The organism is Methanolobus bombayensis (genome assembly GCF_017873415.1).
Lineage (GTDB): Archaea > Halobacteriota > Methanosarcinia > Methanosarcinales > Methanosarcinaceae > Methanolobus > Methanolobus bombayensis.
The window spans coordinates 101438-122303 of the sequence record NZ_JAGGKD010000007.1; the positions used below are offsets into that span (position 1 = coordinate 101438).

At 39.3% G+C, this 20866-nt stretch carries 21 protein-coding genes and 1 tRNA gene; 9 read left to right on the forward strand and 13 right to left on the reverse strand.

Annotated elements, in window-relative coordinates; all coding sequences use genetic code 11:
- Positions 1-78 precede the first annotated feature (78 nt).
- Together J2746_RS10045 and J2746_RS10050 are read left to right on the forward strand one after the other, a co-directional pair.
- Positions 79-1761 carry a sensor histidine kinase gene (locus tag J2746_RS10045; protein WP_209620043.1) on the forward strand — a complete coding sequence of 561 codons (1683 nt, stop codon included), beginning with the start codon at positions 79-81 and terminating at the stop codon, positions 1759-1761.
- A complete protein-coding gene (locus J2746_RS10050; protein ID WP_209620046.1) occupies positions 1758-2078 on the forward strand; it encodes a heavy metal-binding domain-containing protein in 321 nt (106 codons plus the stop codon). The genes J2746_RS10045 and J2746_RS10050 overlap by 4 nt, the downstream gene beginning before the upstream one ends.
- A gap of 13 nt (positions 2079-2091) precedes the next feature.
- Here J2746_RS10050 and J2746_RS10055 read toward each other — a convergent pair whose 3' ends face one another.
- The 11 genes from J2746_RS10055 to priS all read right to left on the reverse strand — a co-directional run bounded on the left by J2746_RS10055 (position 2092) and on the right by priS (position 10284).
- Positions 2092-3702 (reverse strand): PAS domain-containing sensor histidine kinase, encoded by a 1611-nt coding sequence (locus tag J2746_RS10055; protein WP_209620049.1) that lies wholly within the window; start codon positions 3700-3702, stop codon positions 2092-2094.
- A gap of 345 nt (positions 3703-4047) precedes the next feature.
- Positions 4048-4554, reverse strand: coding sequence for a PH domain-containing protein (locus J2746_RS10060; protein WP_209620052.1), 507 nt, complete (start codon positions 4552-4554; stop codon positions 4048-4050).
- Between the two features lie 230 nt (positions 4555-4784).
- A tRNA-Ser gene (locus J2746_RS10065) sits at positions 4785-4901 on the reverse strand.
- A 47-nt stretch (positions 4902-4948) separates the two neighbouring features.
- Complete coding sequence (locus tag J2746_RS10070) at positions 4949-6169, reverse strand: TIGR00375 family protein (RefSeq protein ID WP_209620054.1); 1221 nt, start codon at positions 6167-6169, stop codon at positions 4949-4951.
- A 5-nt stretch (positions 6170-6174) separates the two neighbouring features.
- Positions 6175-6951 carry a proteasome assembly chaperone family protein gene (locus tag J2746_RS10075; protein WP_209620057.1) on the reverse strand — a complete coding sequence of 259 codons (777 nt, stop codon included), beginning with the start codon at positions 6949-6951 and terminating at the stop codon, positions 6175-6177.
- Positions 6948-7112 (reverse strand): RNA-protein complex protein Nop10, encoded by a 165-nt coding sequence (locus tag J2746_RS10080; protein WP_209620061.1) that lies wholly within the window; start codon positions 7110-7112, stop codon positions 6948-6950. The genes J2746_RS10075 and J2746_RS10080 overlap by 4 nt, the downstream gene beginning before the upstream one ends.
- Positions 7113-7124: 12 nt before the next feature.
- Positions 7125-7916 (reverse strand): translation initiation factor IF-2 subunit alpha, encoded by a 792-nt coding sequence (locus tag J2746_RS10085; protein ID WP_209620064.1) that lies wholly within the window; start codon positions 7914-7916, stop codon positions 7125-7127.
- Positions 7917-7932: 16 nt separating this feature from the next.
- On the reverse strand, positions 7933-8112 hold the full coding sequence (locus J2746_RS10090; protein WP_023845697.1) for a 30S ribosomal protein S27e: 180 nt from the start codon (positions 8110-8112) through the stop codon (positions 7933-7935).
- A 5-nt stretch (positions 8113-8117) separates the two neighbouring features.
- Positions 8118-8396: a 50S ribosomal protein L44e gene (locus J2746_RS10095; protein WP_209620066.1), complete on the reverse strand. Its 279-nt coding sequence runs from the start codon at positions 8394-8396 to the stop codon at positions 8118-8120.
- Positions 8397-8423: 27 nt separating this feature from the next.
- A complete protein-coding gene (locus J2746_RS10100; RefSeq protein ID WP_209620069.1) occupies positions 8424-9122 on the reverse strand; it encodes a hypothetical protein in 699 nt (232 codons plus the stop codon).
- Entirely contained in the window at positions 9112-10284 is a 1173-nt protein-coding gene (gene priS / locus J2746_RS10105) for a DNA primase catalytic subunit PriS (RefSeq protein WP_209620072.1), read from the reverse strand. The genes J2746_RS10100 and priS overlap by 11 nt, the downstream gene beginning before the upstream one ends.
- 98 nt (positions 10285-10382) lie before the next feature.
- Here priS and rqcH point away from each other — a divergent pair, with 98 nt between their 5' ends.
- From rqcH to J2746_RS10120, 3 genes are all read left to right on the forward strand, one after another.
- On the forward strand, positions 10383-12374 hold the full coding sequence (gene rqcH, locus J2746_RS10110; RefSeq protein ID WP_209620075.1) for a ribosome rescue protein RqcH: 1992 nt from the start codon (positions 10383-10385) through the stop codon (positions 12372-12374).
- Positions 12375-12376: 2 nt separating this feature from the next.
- Positions 12377-13420: an mRNA surveillance protein pelota gene (locus J2746_RS10115; protein ID WP_209620078.1), complete on the forward strand. Its 1044-nt coding sequence runs from the start codon at positions 12377-12379 to the stop codon at positions 13418-13420.
- Positions 13421-13908: 488 nt separating this feature from the next.
- Positions 13909-14481 carry an acetate uptake transporter gene (locus J2746_RS10120; RefSeq protein WP_209620081.1) on the forward strand — a complete coding sequence of 191 codons (573 nt, stop codon included), beginning with the start codon at positions 13909-13911 and terminating at the stop codon, positions 14479-14481.
- Between the two features lie 171 nt (positions 14482-14652).
- Here the strand turns inward: J2746_RS10120 and J2746_RS10125 are convergent, their stop codons facing one another.
- Positions 14653-15525 (reverse strand): DNA integrity scanning protein DisA nucleotide-binding domain protein, encoded by an 873-nt coding sequence (locus J2746_RS10125; RefSeq protein WP_209620084.1) that lies wholly within the window; start codon positions 15523-15525, stop codon positions 14653-14655.
- A 140-nt stretch (positions 15526-15665) separates the two neighbouring features.
- On the opposite strand from J2746_RS10125, the gene thpR reads away from it, so the two are divergent.
- Positions 15666-16208 carry an RNA 2',3'-cyclic phosphodiesterase gene (thpR, locus tag J2746_RS10130; protein WP_342451834.1) on the forward strand — a complete coding sequence of 181 codons (543 nt, stop codon included), beginning with the start codon at positions 15666-15668 and terminating at the stop codon, positions 16206-16208.
- A 156-nt stretch (positions 16209-16364) separates the two neighbouring features.
- Positions 16365-17705: an RNA-guided endonuclease InsQ/TnpB family protein gene (locus tag J2746_RS10135; protein ID WP_209620089.1), complete on the forward strand. Its 1341-nt coding sequence runs from the start codon at positions 16365-16367 to the stop codon at positions 17703-17705.
- A gap of 59 nt (positions 17706-17764) precedes the next feature.
- Here J2746_RS10135 and J2746_RS10140 read toward each other — a convergent pair whose 3' ends face one another.
- The gene (locus J2746_RS10140; RefSeq protein WP_209620092.1) at positions 17765-18784 is read right to left on the reverse strand and encodes an FAD:protein FMN transferase; all 1020 of its coding nucleotides are present in this window, start codon (positions 18782-18784) and stop codon (positions 17765-17767) included.
- A 105-nt stretch (positions 18785-18889) separates the two neighbouring features.
- On the opposite strand from J2746_RS10140, the gene J2746_RS10145 reads away from it, so the two are divergent.
- Together J2746_RS10145 and mmcA are read left to right on the forward strand one after the other, a co-directional pair.
- Complete coding sequence (locus tag J2746_RS10145) at positions 18890-19294, forward strand: hypothetical protein (RefSeq protein WP_209620094.1); 405 nt, start codon at positions 18890-18892, stop codon at positions 19292-19294.
- 13 nt (positions 19295-19307) lie between these two features.
- A complete protein-coding gene (gene mmcA / locus J2746_RS10150; RefSeq protein ID WP_209620097.1) occupies positions 19308-20864 on the forward strand; it encodes a methanogenesis multiheme c-type cytochrome in 1557 nt (518 codons plus the stop codon).
- Positions 20865-20866 lie beyond the last annotated feature (2 nt).

Here is a 20866-nt window from a genome sequence, read left to right on the forward strand (position 1 = left end):
AACCGTAAAAGCAAATGGAACCTCATACTTTTTGCTGCAGTAGTTTTGCTTCTTATAAGTTCCATTTTTTTTCTCTGGATGAAGACCAACATAGAGGTCAGATCTGTTGTTGAGGAACAATATCAAAATCAACAGTTGTTACTTACAAGGCACATTGCGGGCAATATTGAACAAACCCTTAATGAAAGAGTATCTCTTCTTGAAGTTATCGCCAAAAAAGATACAGGTGTTCCTGACGATAATTTTGAATCAGATCTTAAGAGTGTCTACGAGATCGCCGGTTTGTTCTATGTGGTGGAATATGTTGCGGAAAACGGGACAATAGTTTCAGGTTATCCGGAAGATAATGTTCCTATAGGGTTCAATCTTTATGATAATAAGCAATCTCGTGCGTTTGAGTATGTAAAAAACAATGGTGAAGTTTACATTACAGATCCTCTGAGACTCATGGAGGGTAACTATGGTTCCTTCATATGGGTTCCTGTTTATGAGGGCAATGATTTCAGGGGGGCTTTTATTGCTATTATTAAAGAGTCTGACCTGAAAGACAGGTATGTTATTGTATCCAACTCATCAAGCTATGCATATCTTATAGATGAGCGTGGCAGGATTCTTTATGAAGGAAACCAGAAATATATGAGAGGTGCTCTTTATGTTGATCTCTTTGGCTCGAACGCTTCCGGTTTACAGGAAGTCATTGCTGACCAGATTAATGGTACGGAAGGTAATGGAAAATACTTCCTGCTTGCTGAAAATGGAACTACCTATGAGGAGAGACTTGTTTCCTATTCTCCGATCGAATGGTATAATCAGAAATGGTCACTTGCACTAACTAGTCCTTCTTCCGAAGTCGACCGCTTGATCGTTTCAGTTTACCTGAAGCTTTTCATTGTTGCAGTAGTTTCAGCTTTGTTCATTGTTTTTGTGAGTTCTTTTGTGGTAATTATTCTATTTAACTGGAGTAAGAGTCTTGAACAAGAAGTTGATGAGAAAACGCAGGAACTTAAAATGTCCAACGAATCCCTGAGGGCTGCAAACAAAAAACTCAAGGAACTGGACCGTCTGAAAACAGAATTCCTTTCGGTTGTTTCCCATGAACTAAAAACTCCTTTGACTGCCATGAGAACTTCCAGTGAGTTCCTGCGGGAGAGTGATGAATGTGACATTTCTATTAGAAGAAAAATGCTTGATATTATTATCAGGAACATAGATCGACAGTCAAGAATGGTTGATGATCTTCTGGATATCTCAAGAATTGAATCCAGGCGAATGAAATTCCATAAAGAATCAGTGGATATCGGAAAAGCTGTTAGTTGTTCACTTGAAATGCTATCTTCGAATCTCAATAATAAAAATATGGATATACAGGTGGAGCTTCCTGAAAATTTGCCTCGCGTGTGTACTGATAAGGATAAACTTGTTCAGGTCTTTGTTAATCTTCTGAACAATGCTGTGAAGTTCAGTAAAGAAAACGGCAGCATAAGGATATCTGCACAGGAAGAAGATGATTTTGTCAGTATAAGTGTGAGTGATGATGGAATCGGTATGATTCAGGAAGAATTGGAGAAAATATTTGATAAATTCTACCAGATAGACAGCACATCCACTCGTAAGGTAGGAGGAAGCGGACTTGGTCTTTCCATAGTAAAAGGCATCATAGAAGGCCAGGGTGGAAGTATATCTGCCAATAGTGAACAAGGAAGGGGAAGCACTTTTGTTTTTACTTTGAATAAAGTTATTTACAATGAGGTGAGTGAATGATAGTAACTACAACAAATGGAATTGATGGAAAAGAACTTGAGATTATATCGGTGGTCTTTGGAAATACTGTAAGGGCCAAGCATATCGGGAGTGATATCGCAGCAGGGCTGAAGAATATTGTAGGTGGGGAGCTTAGAGGTTATTCTGATATGCTTACTCAGGCTAGAAAAGAAGCTTATGATCGCATGGTAGAAAATGCAGAACATTTAAATGCTGATGCTATTGTGAATGTAAGGTTCACAACATCACAGACTATGGCTGGTGCAGCGGAACTTTTAGCATATGGGACTGCTGTAAGGATAAAAAATACTCAATGAAGTATTTCTTATCTCAGTTCTCTTCATCGGATATTGGAATTATAAAACTGAATTTACTTCCTTTATCAATCTCTGTTTCAACTTGTACCTTTCCACCATGCATTTGAACAAATTCTTTTACAATGCTAAGGCCTAGCCCGGCTCCTTCAAATTTGCGATTAAGGGAAGAATCTATCTGTGAGAAAGGATGGAATAATTGATCTATATTTTCTTTTTCAATTCCAATTCCATCGTCTTCCACGGAAACATTCAGCAACTTTCCTTCTTTCATAATATTTACATTTATATTTCCACATTCGGGTGTGAACTTGATTGCATTGTTTATAAGATTATATAACACTGTCTTGATTTTATTCTTGTCAGCTTTTATTGTTTTGACCTCATCATCCAGATTGAACTGCAGATTGATCTGTTTTTTCTTTGCCATTGGCATTGTGGAATGTTTTATATCTTTTATTATTACAGGAACGGAAAACTCTTTTAATTTTAATTCTATATTGCCTTCTTCAACAGCTGACATTTCTATCATTGAATTGAGCAGAAGTAGTAATCTGTTCCCACTCCTTTTGATTACTTCAAGGTACTGTTTTTGTTCTCTGGTTGTTGCACCTACATAGTCTTCGTGCAAAAGATCCGAATATCCTATTATGAGATTTAATGGAGTTCTTAGTTCATGGCTGATGTTTGAAAGGAACTGACTTTTTGTACGATTTGCGTTTTCAGATATAAGTTTAGCAAAAACAAGTGCTTGCTCTGCTTTTTTTCTTTCTGTAATATCATTGCCTGATGCCAGCACACCTGTTATATTACCATCTTCATCTTTGATGCATCTGTTATGCCATGCAAATATGCGTTCTCCATTTTTTGTTTGTATGGTTGCTTCAAAATAAGGCTTGAATGGCTTTTTCCCCAGAATGAAATTATTATAGTCTTTTTTCCATGCTTCTTTCAGTTCATCTGAGTATGCAAGATCAAACCAGTTGCTTGATATGAGTTGACATTCTTTGCATCCGAATACTTCGCATCCTTTTTTATTGATGAGTTTGATATTACCTGCCGTGTCAATTACAAGTATAATAACCCCTACAATGTCAAGATAGTTCTGTGCTCTGTCCCTTTCTTCTTTAAGCCTTACTTCAACCTTTTTGAGTCTTGCAATATCAACCATCAATCCGTTGATTCCCTTGAACTCTCCATCTTTTATTATTGGTCTGGATGTGGTGTGGACATAACTGATATTTCCATCTTTTTTTACTATTCTGAACATGTAGGGCTTATGTTCGCCTGCAACTGTTCTGTCTATGTCTTCCAGCAGTCCGCAGATATCATCAGGATGAACGTGTTTTGTAAAATGTGTTCCAAGGACTTCTTCAATGGTATAACCTGTTATGTTTTCAATGGCGGGGTTGATGTAAGTGAAAACCCCTTCTTCATCCACAGAAAAAAGGACGTCATTGAGATTGTTGAGTCTTTCAGTGTAGAAGTCTTCCGTACTCTTAAGTTTAGATTCTGCAGTTTCCAGTTTGGAAGTAAGGTTGGTAACCGTTTCATTGAGTTTTTCTATTATAATCTGTTTATCTTGCTCGCCGGGTTTTTCTTCTTTTATTTTATCTTTCGCTATCATCCTCTTGGAAACCGCCATGAGTTGTATATACGATATTTGCAGGATACCATTACTAGTGTATAGTCTGAATCAGAACATTGGCAATAAGTATCTCTGAAAGTACTGTTATAGCTTCCAGTATCAATCCCTGCACAGAGAATGTTTATATTTAATATTGATTTGTTACCCTGCAATCCCAGCTAAAAGTTACATGCCTTTTAAGTTCTGAATTATTTCCCAGATATTGAGTATTCCTCTATGGATTACATCCTAATATTCTATTTCAGTTGCCTGTATATAAATATTTATGTAGCAATGCTGCATTTTATGAGGAAGATAGTAGGGAAACAAAAAATATTGATATTTTTAGATTCCCAAAAGTTGCTTTTTCTTGAAGTTGAATTCATCGTCTGTTATAATTCCCTGTTTTTTAAGGGATGAAAATTTTTTGATCTGCTCAATCACATCATGGCTGCATGTAGCTTTGCATTCCATGTCATGACTTATTTCAACGATATATGATTTTGTTTTTTTAACAAAGTCCTCTGCATTTTCATTTAATGGAATCAATGTAACCTTAAGACTGGTGACGCTGGTCTGGATCTGTATGTTTGATCCAAGTATTCCCTTTTCATAATTAATGCTGCTGATCTCTTCAAGAGGGTATTTTTTGGACCTGTAGCGTCCATTTTCTCTTTTATACTGGAATATGACTCTTTCAGGAGTGAGTACAAGCACGCCACTAAGTTTTTCAGTTTTCTCCCAAAACAATGTTCCGTTGATCACACCTGATACGGCATCTATTATGTTTTCATCTTTCCCAAGAATTTTTTCAATATTTTTCATCCTTCCCTTTGTACATTTGCTTATCATATTATCTCCCACACAAGAGTAAATGATTAATTTGTGATTCTAATTAATTGAGTTAATTATTGAGAATTTATGCTATTTTGTCTCAGGAAATAAGTATGTAATAATAAATATAAAAAAGTACTTTAATATTTTTTTAGCTTTGTTACCTGTCTTGATTGTAATTGAGAACACTTTTTGATGTCAGTTGTGAAAGCAGTTTTTAAGAAAAGGTATGACAATGAAAATGTTGACGCCGAGGTTGGGATTCGAACCCAAGCACTCCCTTCGGAGAAACCGGTCTCGAGCCGGTCGCGTTTGGACTCCGGGGCTGTTCAGCCGGGCGGATTAGTCCGCTCTGCCACCTCGGCACAGTGGATTTGAAGGTCTTAATCTCTTAAAAATGTATCGAGGATATCTAAAAATCAAAAAGAGAGCTCTGGTTCTTTTTTGGAGATGCTCGATTCTGGGTCTCAACCTCTTCCGGGATCTCAATATGTCCATACTGTCCTCCTCCACCAGGATGAACTATAAGTTTTTCCTCTCTGAAAGCAATTATTGCGTTCGATATACGCCTGTCAAGGAAATCCATGTCCTCAACTTTTGCATTTAAAAGAACATTAAGTTCATTTCCATAGCGTTCCATCAGGTCATTCCATGCAGTCTGAACACCTTTTGTGTTGATGCTGGCATGGCCCAATGCTGTCATGACTATTTCGGAAAGAGGCATTATATGTATGTAAGGAGGTCTGTGTTCCGGGTGTTCTGGTGTATCAAAATTTGCCAATTCATTAACTCTGTCCTTTACACCTTTTTTAATGAGGCCACCACAATTTCTGCATTTCCATTTTAGTTCGTGGCATTGTTCCAGATCGTAATGTGTATAGCACTTAATACAGGCAGATTCGTTGTATTTGCCTTCCTGTGGATAGAATCCTGCATTATATGTTACTCCGTATCCCTCTTTTCTAAGAATAGCTTTCTTAAGTCCTTCAAAGGAGATTTCAGGGACATTGACCTGGTTGAATTCTCGTGCTAGCTTGTTGGACCAGGGCGAATGTGCATCTGAGTTTGAGAGGAAGGTAAGTCTGTGTAACTCTTCTATCCTATCAGCATAGTTACTATCAGCACTTAGTCCGAGTTCAAGAAATGAAATATAGTCTGCCATGTCTCCATAACAGCTTTTTAATGAATCATGATATGCGTAAATTGCTGTCCAGGGTGTGAATGCATGACATGGTCCTATAAGTGCTTCAACATCCTTTGCGATTTCAGCTATCTCACAACCATCCAGTCTTACAGTTGGACGACCATCTGCTGCAAGATTGCAATATTTACTGATTCTCTCTGCAAGTTCTTCTGCCTTGGATAGCGAGGGTAACAATAAAAGATGGTGAACGCGGTTATTATCTTCTATTTCAGTCGTGATTATAAAATTAGTTTTCCCAATGGCTATTATCTCGTCATCAACAGACGCTTTCTTTATTTCCTTTAGCCATTGCGGATGGGTACAATCACCTGTTGCAACCAGACCTACACCTTTTTTCGCTGCTTCTTCTGCCATTACTGGCAGTTCCATTTTATTCGAACAAGCCATCGAATATTTGGAATGCAGGTGAAGATCGGCATTGATAAGCATTTTAATTAGCCAATATATCTCAGGTCATCATCTTTCACGGTGCTAAGGTCAGACATGCCTTTTTGTTGCTGTTCAACTTCCTTGAGCCTTGCAACAATCTTTTCCATTTCCTTGGCACGTTCCTCAAGAGGACCGACATCGATATTGAGTTCAAATATCTTACATATGACTTTTAGGAGCGACTGTGCACTCTTTGGATCAACAAGATAACCAGAAGTAAGTCCCATCAGACAGGCTGCATCCAGATCTTTGAATTTGCTCAGTCCAAGCAAAAGACCCGATGCTCCGACAATTCCTCCTCCGGGCTCATTCTCTTTGAAATTAACTCCATATTCCTTGAGCTCCTCAACAAGCTCCTTGTTGTTGACAGCTCCCAGCACTTCATCAGAATAAGTAAGTTGTCCTGTTGGGAATCCTCCAAGAGTGTATATCCTCTTGACACCGAATTCCAGTGCCAGTTCAAGGTAAAGTGTACAGAGCTTGTAATGGCCTTCAGTTGATGAGCTCTGATGGTCTCCTATTAATGCAAGTATATCATGTTTTTCAGTGTGGCAGACAAATATCTCATTGTTAACAAGCTGGATCTCACTGTTCTCATCAACAAGAACCTGAGGTGGAAAATGATGGGAATAGATTTCCAGAAGCTTTTCTGCTTCAAGCTCTTCAACCAGATGCTCAGCAACAAGTTTTCCTACATGTCCAACTCCCGGCAAACCTACTATAAGCACCGGATCGTTAAGCTGCACATCCTCTTTTACGCGTATTACTTCTATTTCCTTCAAAGGTATCCCTCTTTCCTTGCTATTCTACGATATTTGCCATAAGGATCCAGTGGCGAAAATCTTGCAGGTTGTGGCCTGACTGTGTTAGATCCACATTTCAGGCAGACTTTTTCCAGAGTATATCTGCCACAATTCTTGCACTTGAAGATTTTCTGTCCCAAAAGGTCTCACGCCTAAACAGTGTCGTTATGCCTGTGGAATTCACCTTTTCCACCAAGATTCTCAATTGCATCAATGGCTGCTTCTGCAGACTTCTTAAGCACAGCTTCCGCCTTTTTGTAGTCAGGAGCTATAACCTTTATGCGGTATCTTGGAGCACCGGTATAACTGATGTCAACTTTAACTCCTTCTTCATCAACCTTATTTCCTGCTTCTAGAGCCATTTTTATGATCTCTATTCCATCTGAAAGATAGCAATTGAGGTCTATGTATCCGGCAATATCTACAAATGGGAGTTTGATGTTATTCTGAGCAACGCTTACAATGCTTTTGACAATCTTTTTCTTCATCTTTATATCATTGAAAGCATCCTCTGCATTCATGGCTGCTTCTTCGAATGCAGAATAAAGACTACCAAAATTATCCAGCAACTTGATCTTGATCTTATCCATCTCTTCTTTGCTGGTTCCGGTCTCCTCTGATACGAACTGAAGCCACTTGTATGCTTTCTGTTCGTTCTTCCAGTCCTGTATCTTTGCACGTTTCTGGTGCTCATTGACATCTTTTAGGGATAGGTCGATGTGACGGCGTGAGGAGTCTACATTCAGAACTTTGCAGACTACCTTCTGACCTTCACGCACATGGTCTCTTACGTATTTGACCCATCCGGCCTTGATCTCCGATATGTGGATAAAACCTTCTTTACCACCGAATTCTTCAAGGGTTGTGTATGCACCGAAATCAGTTACATTCTTCACGGTACAGACTACAAAATCCCCGCTTTCAGGCCAGTTGTTCTCATCCATTATAAATCACTTTGATCTACTCGAGTACTTCGAGTATGTGTGTTGTGATTGTTGATTTACCGCCGGTAGGTTCTGCAAGTGTTCTTCCGCATACCAGACATGTTACCTTGCGGCTAGCACTGCCAAATATTACCTGCTCGTTCTCACAATCATTGCATTTTACACGTAAGAATCTGCTTTTTGGTTTGTTTATCATTATACTCACTCCGCAAAGTCGAACTTCTTAGCTCTGAAGCATGGTCTCTGATGTGCCTTGTTACATTCTGAGCACCTGTACCTGAGCCATATTCTCTTTGTTGGCTTGTCTCCACCAGGAACCTTTGAGAACTTTCCACTGTTTCCAATTCCCATCTGGCGTTTCTTCTGTCTCTCGATACGTGTAAGTGTTGATGCCTTACCCTTCTTTACTCTCTCAACGACATGCTCTGTGTGTTTTTTGCATGAAGGGCAGTGTGTTCTGAATCTCTTTGGAATCTTCAATATCTTCACCTTGATAAGTTATTAACTTTATAGAATCATTTGTGCCACGTTACGTTTTATCAGTCCCTTTGCATTCAGGGCAGGCAAAACGATAACATCTTCGGCATGTAATGTGTAATTGCGATTATCCATAGCCTTGAAAGTAGGCAGGTCCTCCAGTATTCGCACAACAACGAATTCTTTATTTATATTACTTTTGCCTATTTCATCTTTGCTGCTGTCTTCAGATGGCATGTCTGTGTCCATATTTTCAGGACTTTCATCGTGGTCAGCACCTGTGATCTCTTCTTTAGCTTCAACTTTCTTTTCTTCAGATGCTTCCTTTTTATCCTTGCTTCCTGCTGCCTGTGGATCAAGTATGGGCACAAGAAGTTCACTACGTGCTGAATTTATGGCGGAAAGAACTGCGTCGTAGACCTTTTTTTCTTCAGGCAGGAGCTTACTCATATCCTGTGAAGGTGGCATGCTGGAAAATGCGTTATTTGTAGCATAACTTATTATTTTACGTATACGACGTATAAATATGACTTCTATATCAGTAATGGCACTTTGTAATTCATTGTCAAGCATTTTTGACTCGACTGACCGTGGGTTGTCTATCTTGAAAATCTCTTCTTCCAGCTCTTTGAGATATTTCTCGACATCTTTGTAAAACTCAGGGTGCAGTGATTTGAGTGTAGAACTACCTTCGTCTCTCAGAACGTTCTTTAGCTCATTACCGTCCATATTCTGCAACACCTCTGCACATAAGGTATATTGCGGCATACTCAGGAACTTCCTGTACACCTTCCTCAACCATGAGGTCCTTACCTTTCATCTGCACTGCAAAAGGTTTAATCACTTTTATTTTTACCGACTTATCGCTAAATACTACTGCATCATTCAGCGGTTCGAATGTTTCAAGCTCATCAATTGAAAGAGCTGTAACCTTCATACCGGATTTGCCGTGAAGGGAGCCTGGAAGCCTTATGAGGCGCTTGATGTCTGCGGTGACAGGTTCATCAACGCATGCAGCCATCTGTTCAACGCCCTGGTTGACAATATTCATGAGAATATCTTTCTTAATGCCGCCAAGTGCGTCCATTTTTCCCATTTTCAAAGCAGTAATCTTTGACTCGTCCTGGAATACATTTATTATTTTTTGAGCCTTGACCTTGCCAATACCGTCAAATCCGCTTAATATCTTCACAGCATCTTCATTCTTTGCAATTGATGTGAGATATGTAATTAGATGACGATTGATACGTCCACCCCATCCTCCATCCTTTTCCGAGGGGAAAACTGCCATCTTGGCAGATTCTGCACCTGCATCACCGGATACATCCTTCTTGGAAAATATCCTTTCTAGATTCAGTCCTTTGGAGCTGACATAATCCACTATCTCTCTTCTCTCAGCACTTCCAAGTGAAAGAACAGATTCCTCACTAATATGGAAATGATAACCTCTGCCCCCGGAGAATACTGCATGAACCTGTTCTTCCCTGAATCCGAAATCCTCCATAAGGAATTCAAGAAGCTTCAAGGTTTCCTTTTTTCCTTTTTCAAGCATATCCGCATAGGAATTGATACCTCCGGGCAGGTGGTCTGAATCAATATCAAAAATAAGGTCAGCTTTAAGCCAGTTCTTCTCCTTCATTTTAGGAGCGCCTGGATACTCGTAGTATGCAACAGAATAATATGCATGTGCAGGTCCGATTCCTCTCAGGTAATCATGAAGTTCTCCCTCTGAACCAAAAGCACGATGTCTTTTCATGAAAGTATCCTGACCACTGGTAAACTCAATGAATCCCCATTCTCTTGAGGTGAATTCCGGTGGTAACTTAATATCTGCAGTAGCATAGTAGTTCTGGAAAGCAGATACCACAAACTGTTTAGTTCTCTCATTCATCTGATGCCTGTAGCTCCTTTTCGGAAATCCTGTTCTGATATTTAATCTGTCTTATGCGTCATAAACCTTATAGTCACCGTCTACATTATAGTCCCCGCATGAAGAAGGAAATGACGAGTGCTGATGTAGCTGCCCTTGCCCTTGAGCTAAGCTCAGGCGATACATCTATTATAGATGCTAAGATAGCTAAAATTTACCAGCCGGCAGATGATGAGATAAGGATAAATCTGTACATTTATGACAAAGGCAGAGACAACCTTGTTATTGAAGCCGGAAAGCGTGCTCATATGAGCAGACACATTCGTCCAAGTCCTAAAATTCCGCAATCATTCCCCATGATGCTCAGGAAACATATCATGGCAGGACGCATCACTTTTGTCAAACAATATGATTTTGACAGGATACTTGAGATTGGTGTTGTGCGTGGCGGAGTAGAAACTGTTCTTGTTGTGGAATTATTCTCTCCGGGTAATATCGTCCTTCTTGATTCTGAGAGAAAGATAATCCTTCCGATGAAACCGGTGACATTCAAAGGAAGAAGAATACGGAGTGGAGAAGTTTACCAGTATCCCGGTGCTCAGATAAGTCCGGTTGATGCCACAGTCAGCGACCTGGAAGCTATATTTTCTGGCTCTGATGCTGATGTTGTAAGGACCATCGCTACGAGATTCAATCTTGGTGGAGTTCTTGCTGAGGAGGTATGTGCCAGATCCGGTGTGGATAAGTCACAGCCAGCAAAGGAAACAGATTCTGATGACACACTGGCTATTATTGATGCTTTGAAAGAGGTATTTGCCCCATTGTTATCAGGCAACCTGAAACCCTGTGTTGTGAAAAAAGAGATCAATGATGAGATGAAGGCATTCGATGCTCTCCCCTTTGAGCTTTCTATTTACAAAGATTATGAAAAAGAATCATTGCCATCATTTAATGCAGTACTTGACGAGTTCTTTGGAAAAGCTGTGACCGAGTCTGTCCAGCAGCAGGTAACTGCGGTCAAGAAAGAGAAGGTGGATGTATTTGCACGCCGTCTCCAGAAACAGGAAGAAGCAATTAAAAAGTTTACCAAGGATGCGGATAAGCAGACTCGTATAGCAGAAGTGATCTATGCGAATTATGTTGAGATCGAAGAGATAGTCAATGTTCTGAAGCAGGCACGTGACAGTGGCTATTCATGGAGTGAGATAAAGTCAATTGTTAAAAAGGCAAAAGATACTGTTCCCGCTGCAAAATGGATCGAGAATATCAATTCCGCAGAAGGGACTATTGTTCTGAACCTTGATGGCACCAGGGCTAATATAGATATAAAACTCACGATTCCCCAGAATGCACAGATATATTACGATAAGGCGAAAAAACTCGCTAAAAAGAAAGATGGTGCCCTGAAAGCTATAGAAGACACTAAACTTGCCATGCAGAAAAAAGAGAAAAAAATATCCAGCAGACGTAAGGTCAATACTAAAAAGTACTGGTATGAGCGTTTCAGGTGGTTCACATCTTCAGATGGTTTCCTGGTTGTTGCAGGCAGAGATGCCGACAGCAATGAAGAGATCGTCAAAAAATACATGGAAAAACGGGATATAGTGTTCCATACACAGGATCCGGGAGCACCTATTACACTTATTAAAACACTGGGTAAAGATATCCCTGAACAGACCCTGCATGAAACTGCACAATTTGTTGTCTCTTATTCAAGTGTGTGGAAATCCGGCCAGTTCAGCGGTGATTGTTACTGGATCAAACCTGAGCAGGTATCCAAAACACCGGAAACCGGAGAGTATCTTAAGAAAGGTTCTTTTGTGATCCGCGGAGAAAGGAATTATTTCAGGGATGTGCAGGTTAATGCTGCTATTGGTCTTGAACTTGAAGGAAATACAAGAGTTATTGGCGGTCCTGGTTCTGCTGTCCGCAAACATGGTCAGCATGTGGTTGAAGTTGTTCCGGGTAAATACAACCAGAATGATATTGCCAAAAAGATATACAAACTGTATGTTGAAAAACTGAAAGAACCAAATTTCGTAAAGCAAATAGCTTCTCCTGATAAAATAGCAATGATGCTTCCACCGGGAGAATCTGACATAAAGGTGTAAAAATGCGGGTCGTAAAGAGAAATCTGAAAGGCAGAGACGGTGAGATAAAGATTGTTCCTGAGACACTGGATGATCTCTGGCACCTTAAGTATATTATAGAGAAAGGGGACCTCATATTTGCTCTTACTAAAAGAAAAGCAGATTCTTCTTCTGATAAACTGAGGCCTGAGAAGGTTGAGAAAAAAACAGTAAGGCTCGGTATACGCGTGGAGGAGCTTGAGTTCCATAAGTTTTCAAACAGACTCAGGATCCACGGCCAGATTGAACAGGGAATGGATTCAGGTCATTATCATACATTTAATGTTGAAGAGGGAGTTGACCTTTCAATAATCAAAACATGGAAAAAAGATCAGATCGAGCGTATCAATGAGGCTGAAGCTTCTTCCAAACGTCCGAAGGTTGTAATTCTTGCTATTGAAGAGGGAGATGCAGATATTGGCCTTGTACGGCATTATGGTATTGAGCAGTATTCCCACATTAGCCAGTCTTCGGGAAAGAAGGGTGAAACTAGTCTCAGGGAAGTCTTTTTCCAGGAAATTATTGATCAGTTACTACATGCTGCTTCAGAGTCTGAAGCTATTGTTGTTGCCGGACCTGGCTTTGCAAAGGATGACTTCATGAAGTATCTGAAGTCAAAAGAACCTGAATTTTCATCCCGTGTTGTTACAGAGGACACTGCATCCATTGGAATGTCGGGTTTCCAGGAAGTTCTCAGACGTGGTGCTGTGGACAGGATTATGGAAGAGTCCCGCATTGCGCGCGAATCAAGCTTAATGGATGAACTTCTAAAAGAGATTGCTCTGGATGGCAAGGTTGCGTATGGTCTGGAAGAAGTAAAACTTGCTCTGGACTATGGTGCTATTGATATTCTTCTGGTTGCTGATGAAATGTTAAGGGTAGAGCGTGAAAAAGGAAATATTGATTCATTTTTGCAATCAGTAGAGCACACCCAGGGGAAAATCGTCGTTTTCAGCACAATGTTTGAACCAGGTCAGAAATTACTTGCACTTGGCGGTATTGCTGCATTGTTGCGTTTCAAGATCTAGCTAATTTTGCTTTGTGCTCTTGTTTTTGCAGTAAAAACCACTCATATTGGTTATAGGTGTATTTAATATTTTCGGAAAGGATGTGTAAGTATTGTGCATAACACACAAAGAGTAAACATGCAGCTATTATATATTATGTGATTTATATTTAAATGGAGTTTTTTAGGTTCTTTTAAGTTTTTTTAACCAAAAAAAACCTAAATATTTTTTTATATTATTTTTCAGCCTTTTATTTTGCTTTATTTAGCAAAATATCATCTAATATTTAATATTCTATTTAGTCATAATCAAAAATGATATATACTTCTACTTTAAAGTCTTTATCTGGAGGTGAAATAGGTAACACTTGATGGAGGTAGCAAGCAGTTACGTATTACAAGAATAGATGGAAATAAATTTCTGATGTTTTATTTTAGAATCAGTATAGACAATTATAAAAATTTGAATATTTGACAATTATCTAATTTATCTTAGGGAAGTGATAAACTATGGAAGGAGAAATAGTAATTAAAGACATGTCTGCAGCAAGTCCGGCAGCAGTAGGATTTTTCGGACTTGGTTTTGCAGCTACATTCGCAGGACTTTTAAACGCTGGTATATTCTCAGACGCACTTATGGTTATTGCCATGGCAATAACACTTGGTGGAATTGCAGAAATAATTGCAGGTCTGCAACTCTGCAAGAAAGGCGACACATTCGGTGCAACCGCATTTACCATATTCGGTCTCTGGTGGATAGCATTCTCATACATCAATCTTGCTCCAGCAGGACTTTTCAATGCACCAATGGAAGCAGCAAGTGCAACATCAATGGCATTCTTCACCCTCTTCTGGGGTCTTATTGCAACTGCACTTACAATTGCTACACTGAAGATTGGCGTGAAGGCCATAACACTTGTCTTCATAGTGCTTGACCTCACATTCTTCAGTCTCGCACTTGTGTTCTTCGGAATGTTCCCACTGATGGTCTCAGGAATCATAACTCTGATCACAGGTCTTATAGCACTTTACATTGGTATTGCACTGGTCTATGATTCTGTTGGAATCAAGGTGCCACTCTAAATATAAAGTGAAAGCAGCAAAAAGTAACATTCAGATGGTCGGCAAATTTTGCCGATCAATAATTTTCTTTTTTCGTATTTAATATCCTGATTCTCGGCTTTTATGGATATTATTGTTACTAATAAAATTAATTTTTGTGGACAGGCTGAATTATAAAAATCCTTAGGAATATTAATGTATACGTTCAGCTCTTTCAGTAGACTCTATATACATGAGCTCTTTTCCGTCCATATAGATGTGAATGACCCCACCTGACTGTGAAACTGTTATTGCTATGGAAACCGTGTCCCTTGTAATTGCAGCAGCGGATACATGGCGTCCGCCAAGTCCTTTCTCAACTTCGATATCTCTGGCATCCACATCCAGATATCTTCCGGCGGCTTCAACCATACCTTCTTCAGACACAACAAATACGCCGTCAAGCTGGGCAAACTCTTTCACGGATTCCCAGTTCTTTTTGTCTTTAAGATCACGATCAGAGTCTTCATGTCCTGCATAAGGATTCAGGATCATCTGGTGTGAGCGCATCATAACTTCTTCCACATCACCAACAATGAACGCAGTACCAATTTGTTTTCCCTCTCGTCCTGCATTGGCAATATCAAAAGATATTTTGAGTATGGCACGTAGTATGTCAGCAGATACTCTCTCTTCGCATTTCTTCATCTTTTTTACAATTTCATTGTCTTCAAGATTATGAACAATGATTGCATATGAATTTTTGCTCTCGACTATTCCAACAACAGTTCCTCCGTCAATCTCTTTCATTATAAACTCAAGTGCAGAAACACTTTCCACACGTTCGATCTTTCTGGAAGCCTGTTGTCCTATCTTGTCAAGTATCTCTTTTGTTTTTTCTTCTTTTGTTTTATTACTTGACACAAGATGGTCGATTATATTCTTCTGTTTACTGCTGGCAAAATATACAGGTATTGCAGTATCCGGCTTTTCAAAATTAGCTTCTCCTGATATGATTATAGCAGTGGATCCCAGCTCTTCAGCAAGTTTTACAGCCGCATTTACAACTACCTGTGTACTGTCCAAATTATCCCCTCTGTTTTTATATCAAAAACAAAACTACTGAAACATGATGTATTATATAACATCTTTTTATAAATAAAACTTGTTCAGCAGCGATATTAATTTATGCCCTTAGTATAAAATGATGATTGGTGATTTGTGTGGTGAGAGCTTTTGTTGCGGTAGACCTCCCTGTGGAGTTGCATGAAAAGATTACCGAAATTCAGTTGAAGTTCAATGATTTCAAATTCAAGTTTGTCAGTCCTGATCTTGTACACATTACCATGAAATTCCTTGGTGAAGTGCCGGAAAGCAGTATTCCTGATATTTCAAAGGCCCTTGATAATGTAAAATGCGAACCTTTCCAGTCACATGTTAAGGGACTTGGTGTATTTCCAAAACCAAAGTTTGCCAAGGTTATATGGCTTGGATGTGATGGAAATTTTGAATTACTTTATGAGCAGATTGATAATGCACTTTCGTCTTTTGAATTTGAGAAAACACTTCACAAGTTCAGTGCTCATGCCACTCTGGCAAGGGTAAAATATCTCCCTAAAAAGAAGAAGACAGACTTTCTGGATTTGCTCGATGAATTGAAGGATATGGAAATAGGTTACATGGATGTGAACTCCATTAAATTAAAAAAGAGTACATTGACCCCAAAAGGTCCTATCTATGAAACTCTTCATGAGGTCATCCTGAAGTAAAGTGCTCTAATTTCTTTTTAACTCAAAAGCGAGAAGTCCCCTTCCTCGGCACGTAGCGACAGGTAGGGGATGAAAGCGTCATAAACCAATCAAAAAACAGTATCAAATACTAACAATTAAATAATCTTAAATCATAATATAAATCAGGTATTTTTTATGCAATTGACATTACCAATCAAAATACAGTCTACTCCTGAACAAGAATCTGTTCTATGGGAACTATCGGAGAAATGTAGGCTTATTTATAATTTTGGTTTGAAAGAACGTCAGGATGCATATCGAAATAAGACTAAAATTGGTTATATTCAACAGCAAAATAAATTACCTGAAATTAAGCAAAGGTTTCCTGATTATAGTATAGTATATTCCAAAGTACTACAAGGATGTTTGAAATGTCTTGACAACGATTATAAGTCTTTTTTCAACTTGAGAAAGAACAAAGATATTAACGCAAGACCTCCTGGATTCAAAGGTAAAAAGTATTTTACTACAATGATTTACAATCAATCTGGATTTAGTATAACTGATTCCAATGATAATGTTCTTGTAAGTAAATCAATGGATACTCGAATTCATAGAGTGCAACAAGAAGTTGAGTATTCAGAACAAGACAAAATCTACATTGATCTCTCACACAAACATCCTTCTGGAATATCTCTAAAATTTGAACTTCCAGCTATTCTGCTTGAAAAACAAATATTTAGTAAAGCTACTGATATTGATCAGGTAAATATCTATCAGAAAGACAAGGATTTTTACATCTCAATTACTTATGAAGTACCTGCAGTAAAACATTATGATAATGATAGTTATCTTGCGATTGATATTGGTAGTTCAAAACAAACAATGGTTAATTCTGATGGCAAATTCAAGGAATTGAAGAATAGAAGACCAGACAAGTATTGGAAACCTAAGATCCAATCAATTCAATCTCGAAGAGATCATTGCAAGAACAAAAGCAGAAAATGGAAACAACTGAATAAGAATTTAGTCAGAATGACAAGGAAATCATCTAATCAGTTGAAAGATAACCAGCATAAAATTACTCGAAATATAGTTGATAATACGAATGCCAATACCATCGTTATTGGTAAACTTGATGTTAAGCAAATGGCTTCAAAGAAGCCTAAAGCAAATAAAAAAGATAGGAGTACCAATCGTGGTACTCATAATTCAGGACATATAGGACGATTTGCTCAATTCTTAACCTACAAAGCTGAAAGCTTGGGCAAGAGAGTAATAAGAATTGATGAATCTTATACCTCGAAAAAATGTTGTATTTGTGGAGCTATCAAGAATATGCCACTTGGTTACAGAACATATGAATGTGATTATTGTGGTAATATTCTTGACAGAGATATGAATAGTAGCGTGAACATTCTCTTAAGGTATTTCAAACATAATGCTTTGTGGACAAGCTATCAATCAATGATTGATAATCTACGACAAACAGGTTTGTTGATCGGAATCATTCCCAACAGAATGATTACGAAATGAGACTTACACTCGTAGGAAGCTCCTTCCTTGACAGCCGAAGGCTGGCAGGGAGGAGGAGTTCACTTATTTTCGTAGGATTTGAATCCTGATGATCTTATTATCTGCCTGTCATTAGTTATTATCAGACATTCCACACCTTCTATTTCTTCGACCATTGCAATCCCTTCATCTCCTCCAAGGATAAAAACAGCAGTTGCAAGAGCATCTGCGTCCATGGCAGTTTCTGCAATTACAGTACTACTGATCATGTTCTGTGACGAGTATCCGGTTCTGGGGTCTGCTATATGTGAGACCTTTGCTTCATCACTGAAATATCTTTCATAATTACCACTAGTTGCTACTGCAACATCCTGGATACTCATGACGGTTACTGCGTCACCGCTTTTATCAGGATTCTGCAATCCGACTCTCCACTCACTTCCATCTGGTTTTGTGCCGATGTATCTTCCGTCTCCACCAGCATTTACAAATCCTGAAGTTATTCCGTCATTAATTAATGACTCGATGGCAACATCAACTGCGTATCCTTTTGCTACTCCTCCGAGGGTTATTTTCATTCCATCATTCATGGAGATATTATCTCCTTCTACCATTATTGCTGAGTAATTAACTAATTTCAGAGTTTCGTTGATCTCGTCAGCTGTAGGGTCCTGGTACGTACCTCCGGGTGCATATTTGCTAGCCCAAAGGTCCAGTATTGGCTGGATGGATATGTCAAAAGCTCCATTGCTTTTTTGTGAGTAATATCTCGAGCGGGTGACAACTTCAACAAGTTCAGGGCTTGCGTCGATGATTTTTCCCTCATTGTTGAGAATACTTATTTTACTATTATTATCGTAATTATTCATCAATCTGTCAACATAGTTCATTTTTTCAAATGAATGTTCAATTACTTCTGAAGCGTATGTTTCATTTGTATTTACCACCGTGACAGTCACAGTTGTGTCCATCAGGCTTCTGGTTTGGGAGTAGATTTCCTGCCTTTGCATGGTGCTGGAATCTATGTTGTCCGCATAATCTATCATTAATAATACTGTGAAAATCGCTATCAGTACAATGGCAACAGTTTTATACCTCATGTTGTATGAAAAGATATAACTAAATATTAAACCTATGTACCGCGGAAAAGAAGGAAAGTCATTTCCTTCAGTTATAATTATTATTCATCCAAAGGAAGTAATAGAATGAGCAATCCCAGCACAGGATCAGGTACTGGAACAAGTTCAAGCAAGGATAAGTACCTTGTTGTCGCTCTTCATCAATTAATGGAAGAATACGGCTGGAGAGGTATAGAGAAGCACTTTGGTTTTGTGAAGCACCATATCATTTATGTAAAACCGGGATCTCCTCTTGATAAAATTGAGCTTAAAGCCAATGTACTTGGCAATCACATGGATGTAGACTTTTTAGGAGTAACTCCTCAAAAAGGTCTTCTTGATAAGGTTTTTGACTTTAATGTCAGAGTAGTGCGAAAGTCATTCGAGATCAGCAAATACGTTTCTAATGACATGAAAATAACAAATGAACAGGATTTGAGAAACAACATAGTGGTTGTTATCAAACAGCTTGAAGAAGTCGCAGAGGACTGATACGAGGCAAATTATGGCAAAATTGAATGTTATTCTTATAGGTATCCTCGTTGTGATGTTCGCTGCAGCCAGTGTGTATGCATATATCGGAGCCACTGGGAATGAAGCTATGTCTGTTCATTATATGACCGAGCAGAAATGGTCAGACAGTTCATGCAGTGCTTGTCACGCAGGAGTTTACGAGGAAGTGTCAGAATCATACCATGTTCAGCAGGACCTTAAAAAATGGACCTCTATCATGGACTTTGGTGTTGATGTTGACAGCATTGATGCTGACACAATGTCTGTAACATACGGACAGGTTCATCCTGGTGGTGGCTACATGTCAGATTATGGCGTGGATATTGATTGTATGATCTGTCACAACCAGGTAGGATATGACTTTGAGGCACGTGCTGAAAGCATAGCTTCAGGTGATTTCGAGAATGCAAACGAGGCAGCAATTGAGGAATCCAGAGAAGAAGTACAGAGTGAAGCACTTTATGTTGCAAGCTACATGCTTGATGTCTTGGCCCCCCTTCCTCTTGTAACTGAAATTCACGACGAGGTAAACGGTGCTCCAGGTAAGGCACTTTGTGGTGATAATTGCCACTCAGGTGAAATAGCAACAACTGCTGTTACATGGACCCTTGAAGATTCAGCATCCTATGATGTTCACGATTCAGTTGACTGTCAGGAATGCCATGAAACAGAAGAACATCAGATAGGCAGTCGTGAATACCTGTTTTCTTCGGAATCTGCTCACATGGAATCTGAAGTGGGCGTAAAAGAATGTGATTCATCCGGGTGTCATGAAGGCATATCACATGGTGGTATGGTTGACGCTCACCTTGAATTCATAAGCTGTGAATCATGCCATATTCCAGCTCTCCCAGGCACTGATGTCACAGGAACTCCTGTCATCAAGGAATTCACCTGGGCAAACGGTATCCGCGAAGATGTTGTGTATGAATCTGAGTTCACTCCTACACTTTCATGGGCAAATGGTGTGTATTATGATCAGCTTCCAACAGCACAGGAAAGGGAAAATGATTCAGTGCTCAAGCCATTCAATATAATCACAGGTACATGGTGGGATGCAGGTATCGATGAAGAAGTACTTGCTGATCCGAACAACAGCTCTGCAATCGGTGATCCAATTCATCCATCTTATGTACTGGATGCAGATGCAGACAATGATGGTACTGTAACTGAAGATGAGGTCCGCTCATACGATGATGACATGGACGGGAATCCGGATTATCCGAATGCAATTCTCAGAACCGTTAAGATGTATTATCAGGTAAGCCACAACATTGCCGGCTCTGACGTAGGTCTTGCAGATCCTCTTGAATGTGCTGACTGTCATGGAGTATCTGCTTCGGACACACTCCAGAACGTTCACTTCGGAGAAAGGGTCCAGAACTGCTCTGATTGCCATACGGTTATACCTACAATTAACTGGAAATTGGTCGGTTATTCAACAGATCCGGCAGAAACAGACCCACCAACTGACTTTGCTTCCAAGACAATAAAAGTGACAGACGAAAATGCAAAGCCCACTGAGGTTGAACGGGAGCCTGCATTCTGAGG

Excerpts from the sequence above, each read along its gene's own strand:
- rqcH (WP_209620075.1), top strand. The coding sequence starts at position 10,383 with ATGAAGAAGGAAATGACGAGTGCTGATGTAGCTGCCCTTGCCCTTGAG.
- J2746_RS10070 (WP_209620054.1), bottom strand. The coding sequence starts at position 6,169 with ATGCTTATCAATGCCGATCTTCACCTGCATTCCAAATATTCGATGGCT.
- J2746_RS10140 (WP_209620092.1), bottom strand. The coding sequence starts at position 18,784 with ATGAGGTATAAAACTGTTGCCATTGTACTGATAGCGATTTTCACAGTA.
- J2746_RS10090 (WP_023845697.1), bottom strand. The coding sequence starts at position 8,112 with ATGATAAACAAACCAAAAAGCAGATTCTTACGTGTAAAATGCAATGAT.
- J2746_RS10120 (WP_209620081.1), top strand. The coding sequence starts at position 13,909 with ATGGAAGGAGAAATAGTAATTAAAGACATGTCTGCAGCAAGTCCGGCA.
- J2746_RS10100 (WP_209620069.1), bottom strand. The coding sequence starts at position 9,122 with ATGGACGGTAATGAGCTAAAGAACGTTCTGAGAGACGAAGGTAGTTCT.
- mmcA (WP_209620097.1), top strand. The coding sequence starts at position 19,308 with ATGGCAAAATTGAATGTTATTCTTATAGGTATCCTCGTTGTGATGTTC.
- J2746_RS10145 (WP_209620094.1), top strand. The coding sequence starts at position 18,890 with ATGAGCAATCCCAGCACAGGATCAGGTACTGGAACAAGTTCAAGCAAG.
- J2746_RS10135 (WP_209620089.1), top strand. The coding sequence starts at position 16,365 with ATGCAATTGACATTACCAATCAAAATACAGTCTACTCCTGAACAAGAA.
- J2746_RS10050 (WP_209620046.1), top strand. The coding sequence starts at position 1,758 with ATGATAGTAACTACAACAAATGGAATTGATGGAAAAGAACTTGAGATT.
- J2746_RS10060 (WP_209620052.1), bottom strand. The coding sequence starts at position 4,554 with ATGATAAGCAAATGTACAAAGGGAAGGATGAAAAATATTGAAAAAATT.
- priS (WP_209620072.1), bottom strand. The coding sequence starts at position 10,284 with ATGAATGAGAGAACTAAACAGTTTGTGGTATCTGCTTTCCAGAACTAC.
- J2746_RS10055 (WP_209620049.1), bottom strand. The coding sequence starts at position 3,702 with ATGATAGCGAAAGATAAAATAAAAGAAGAAAAACCCGGCGAGCAAGAT.
- J2746_RS10045 (WP_209620043.1), top strand. The coding sequence starts at position 79 with ATGAAGACCAACATAGAGGTCAGATCTGTTGTTGAGGAACAATATCAA.
- J2746_RS10115 (WP_209620078.1), top strand. The coding sequence starts at position 12,377 with ATGCGGGTCGTAAAGAGAAATCTGAAAGGCAGAGACGGTGAGATAAAG.
- J2746_RS10085 (WP_209620064.1), bottom strand. The coding sequence starts at position 7,916 with ATGGATGAGAACAACTGGCCTGAAAGCGGGGATTTTGTAGTCTGTACC.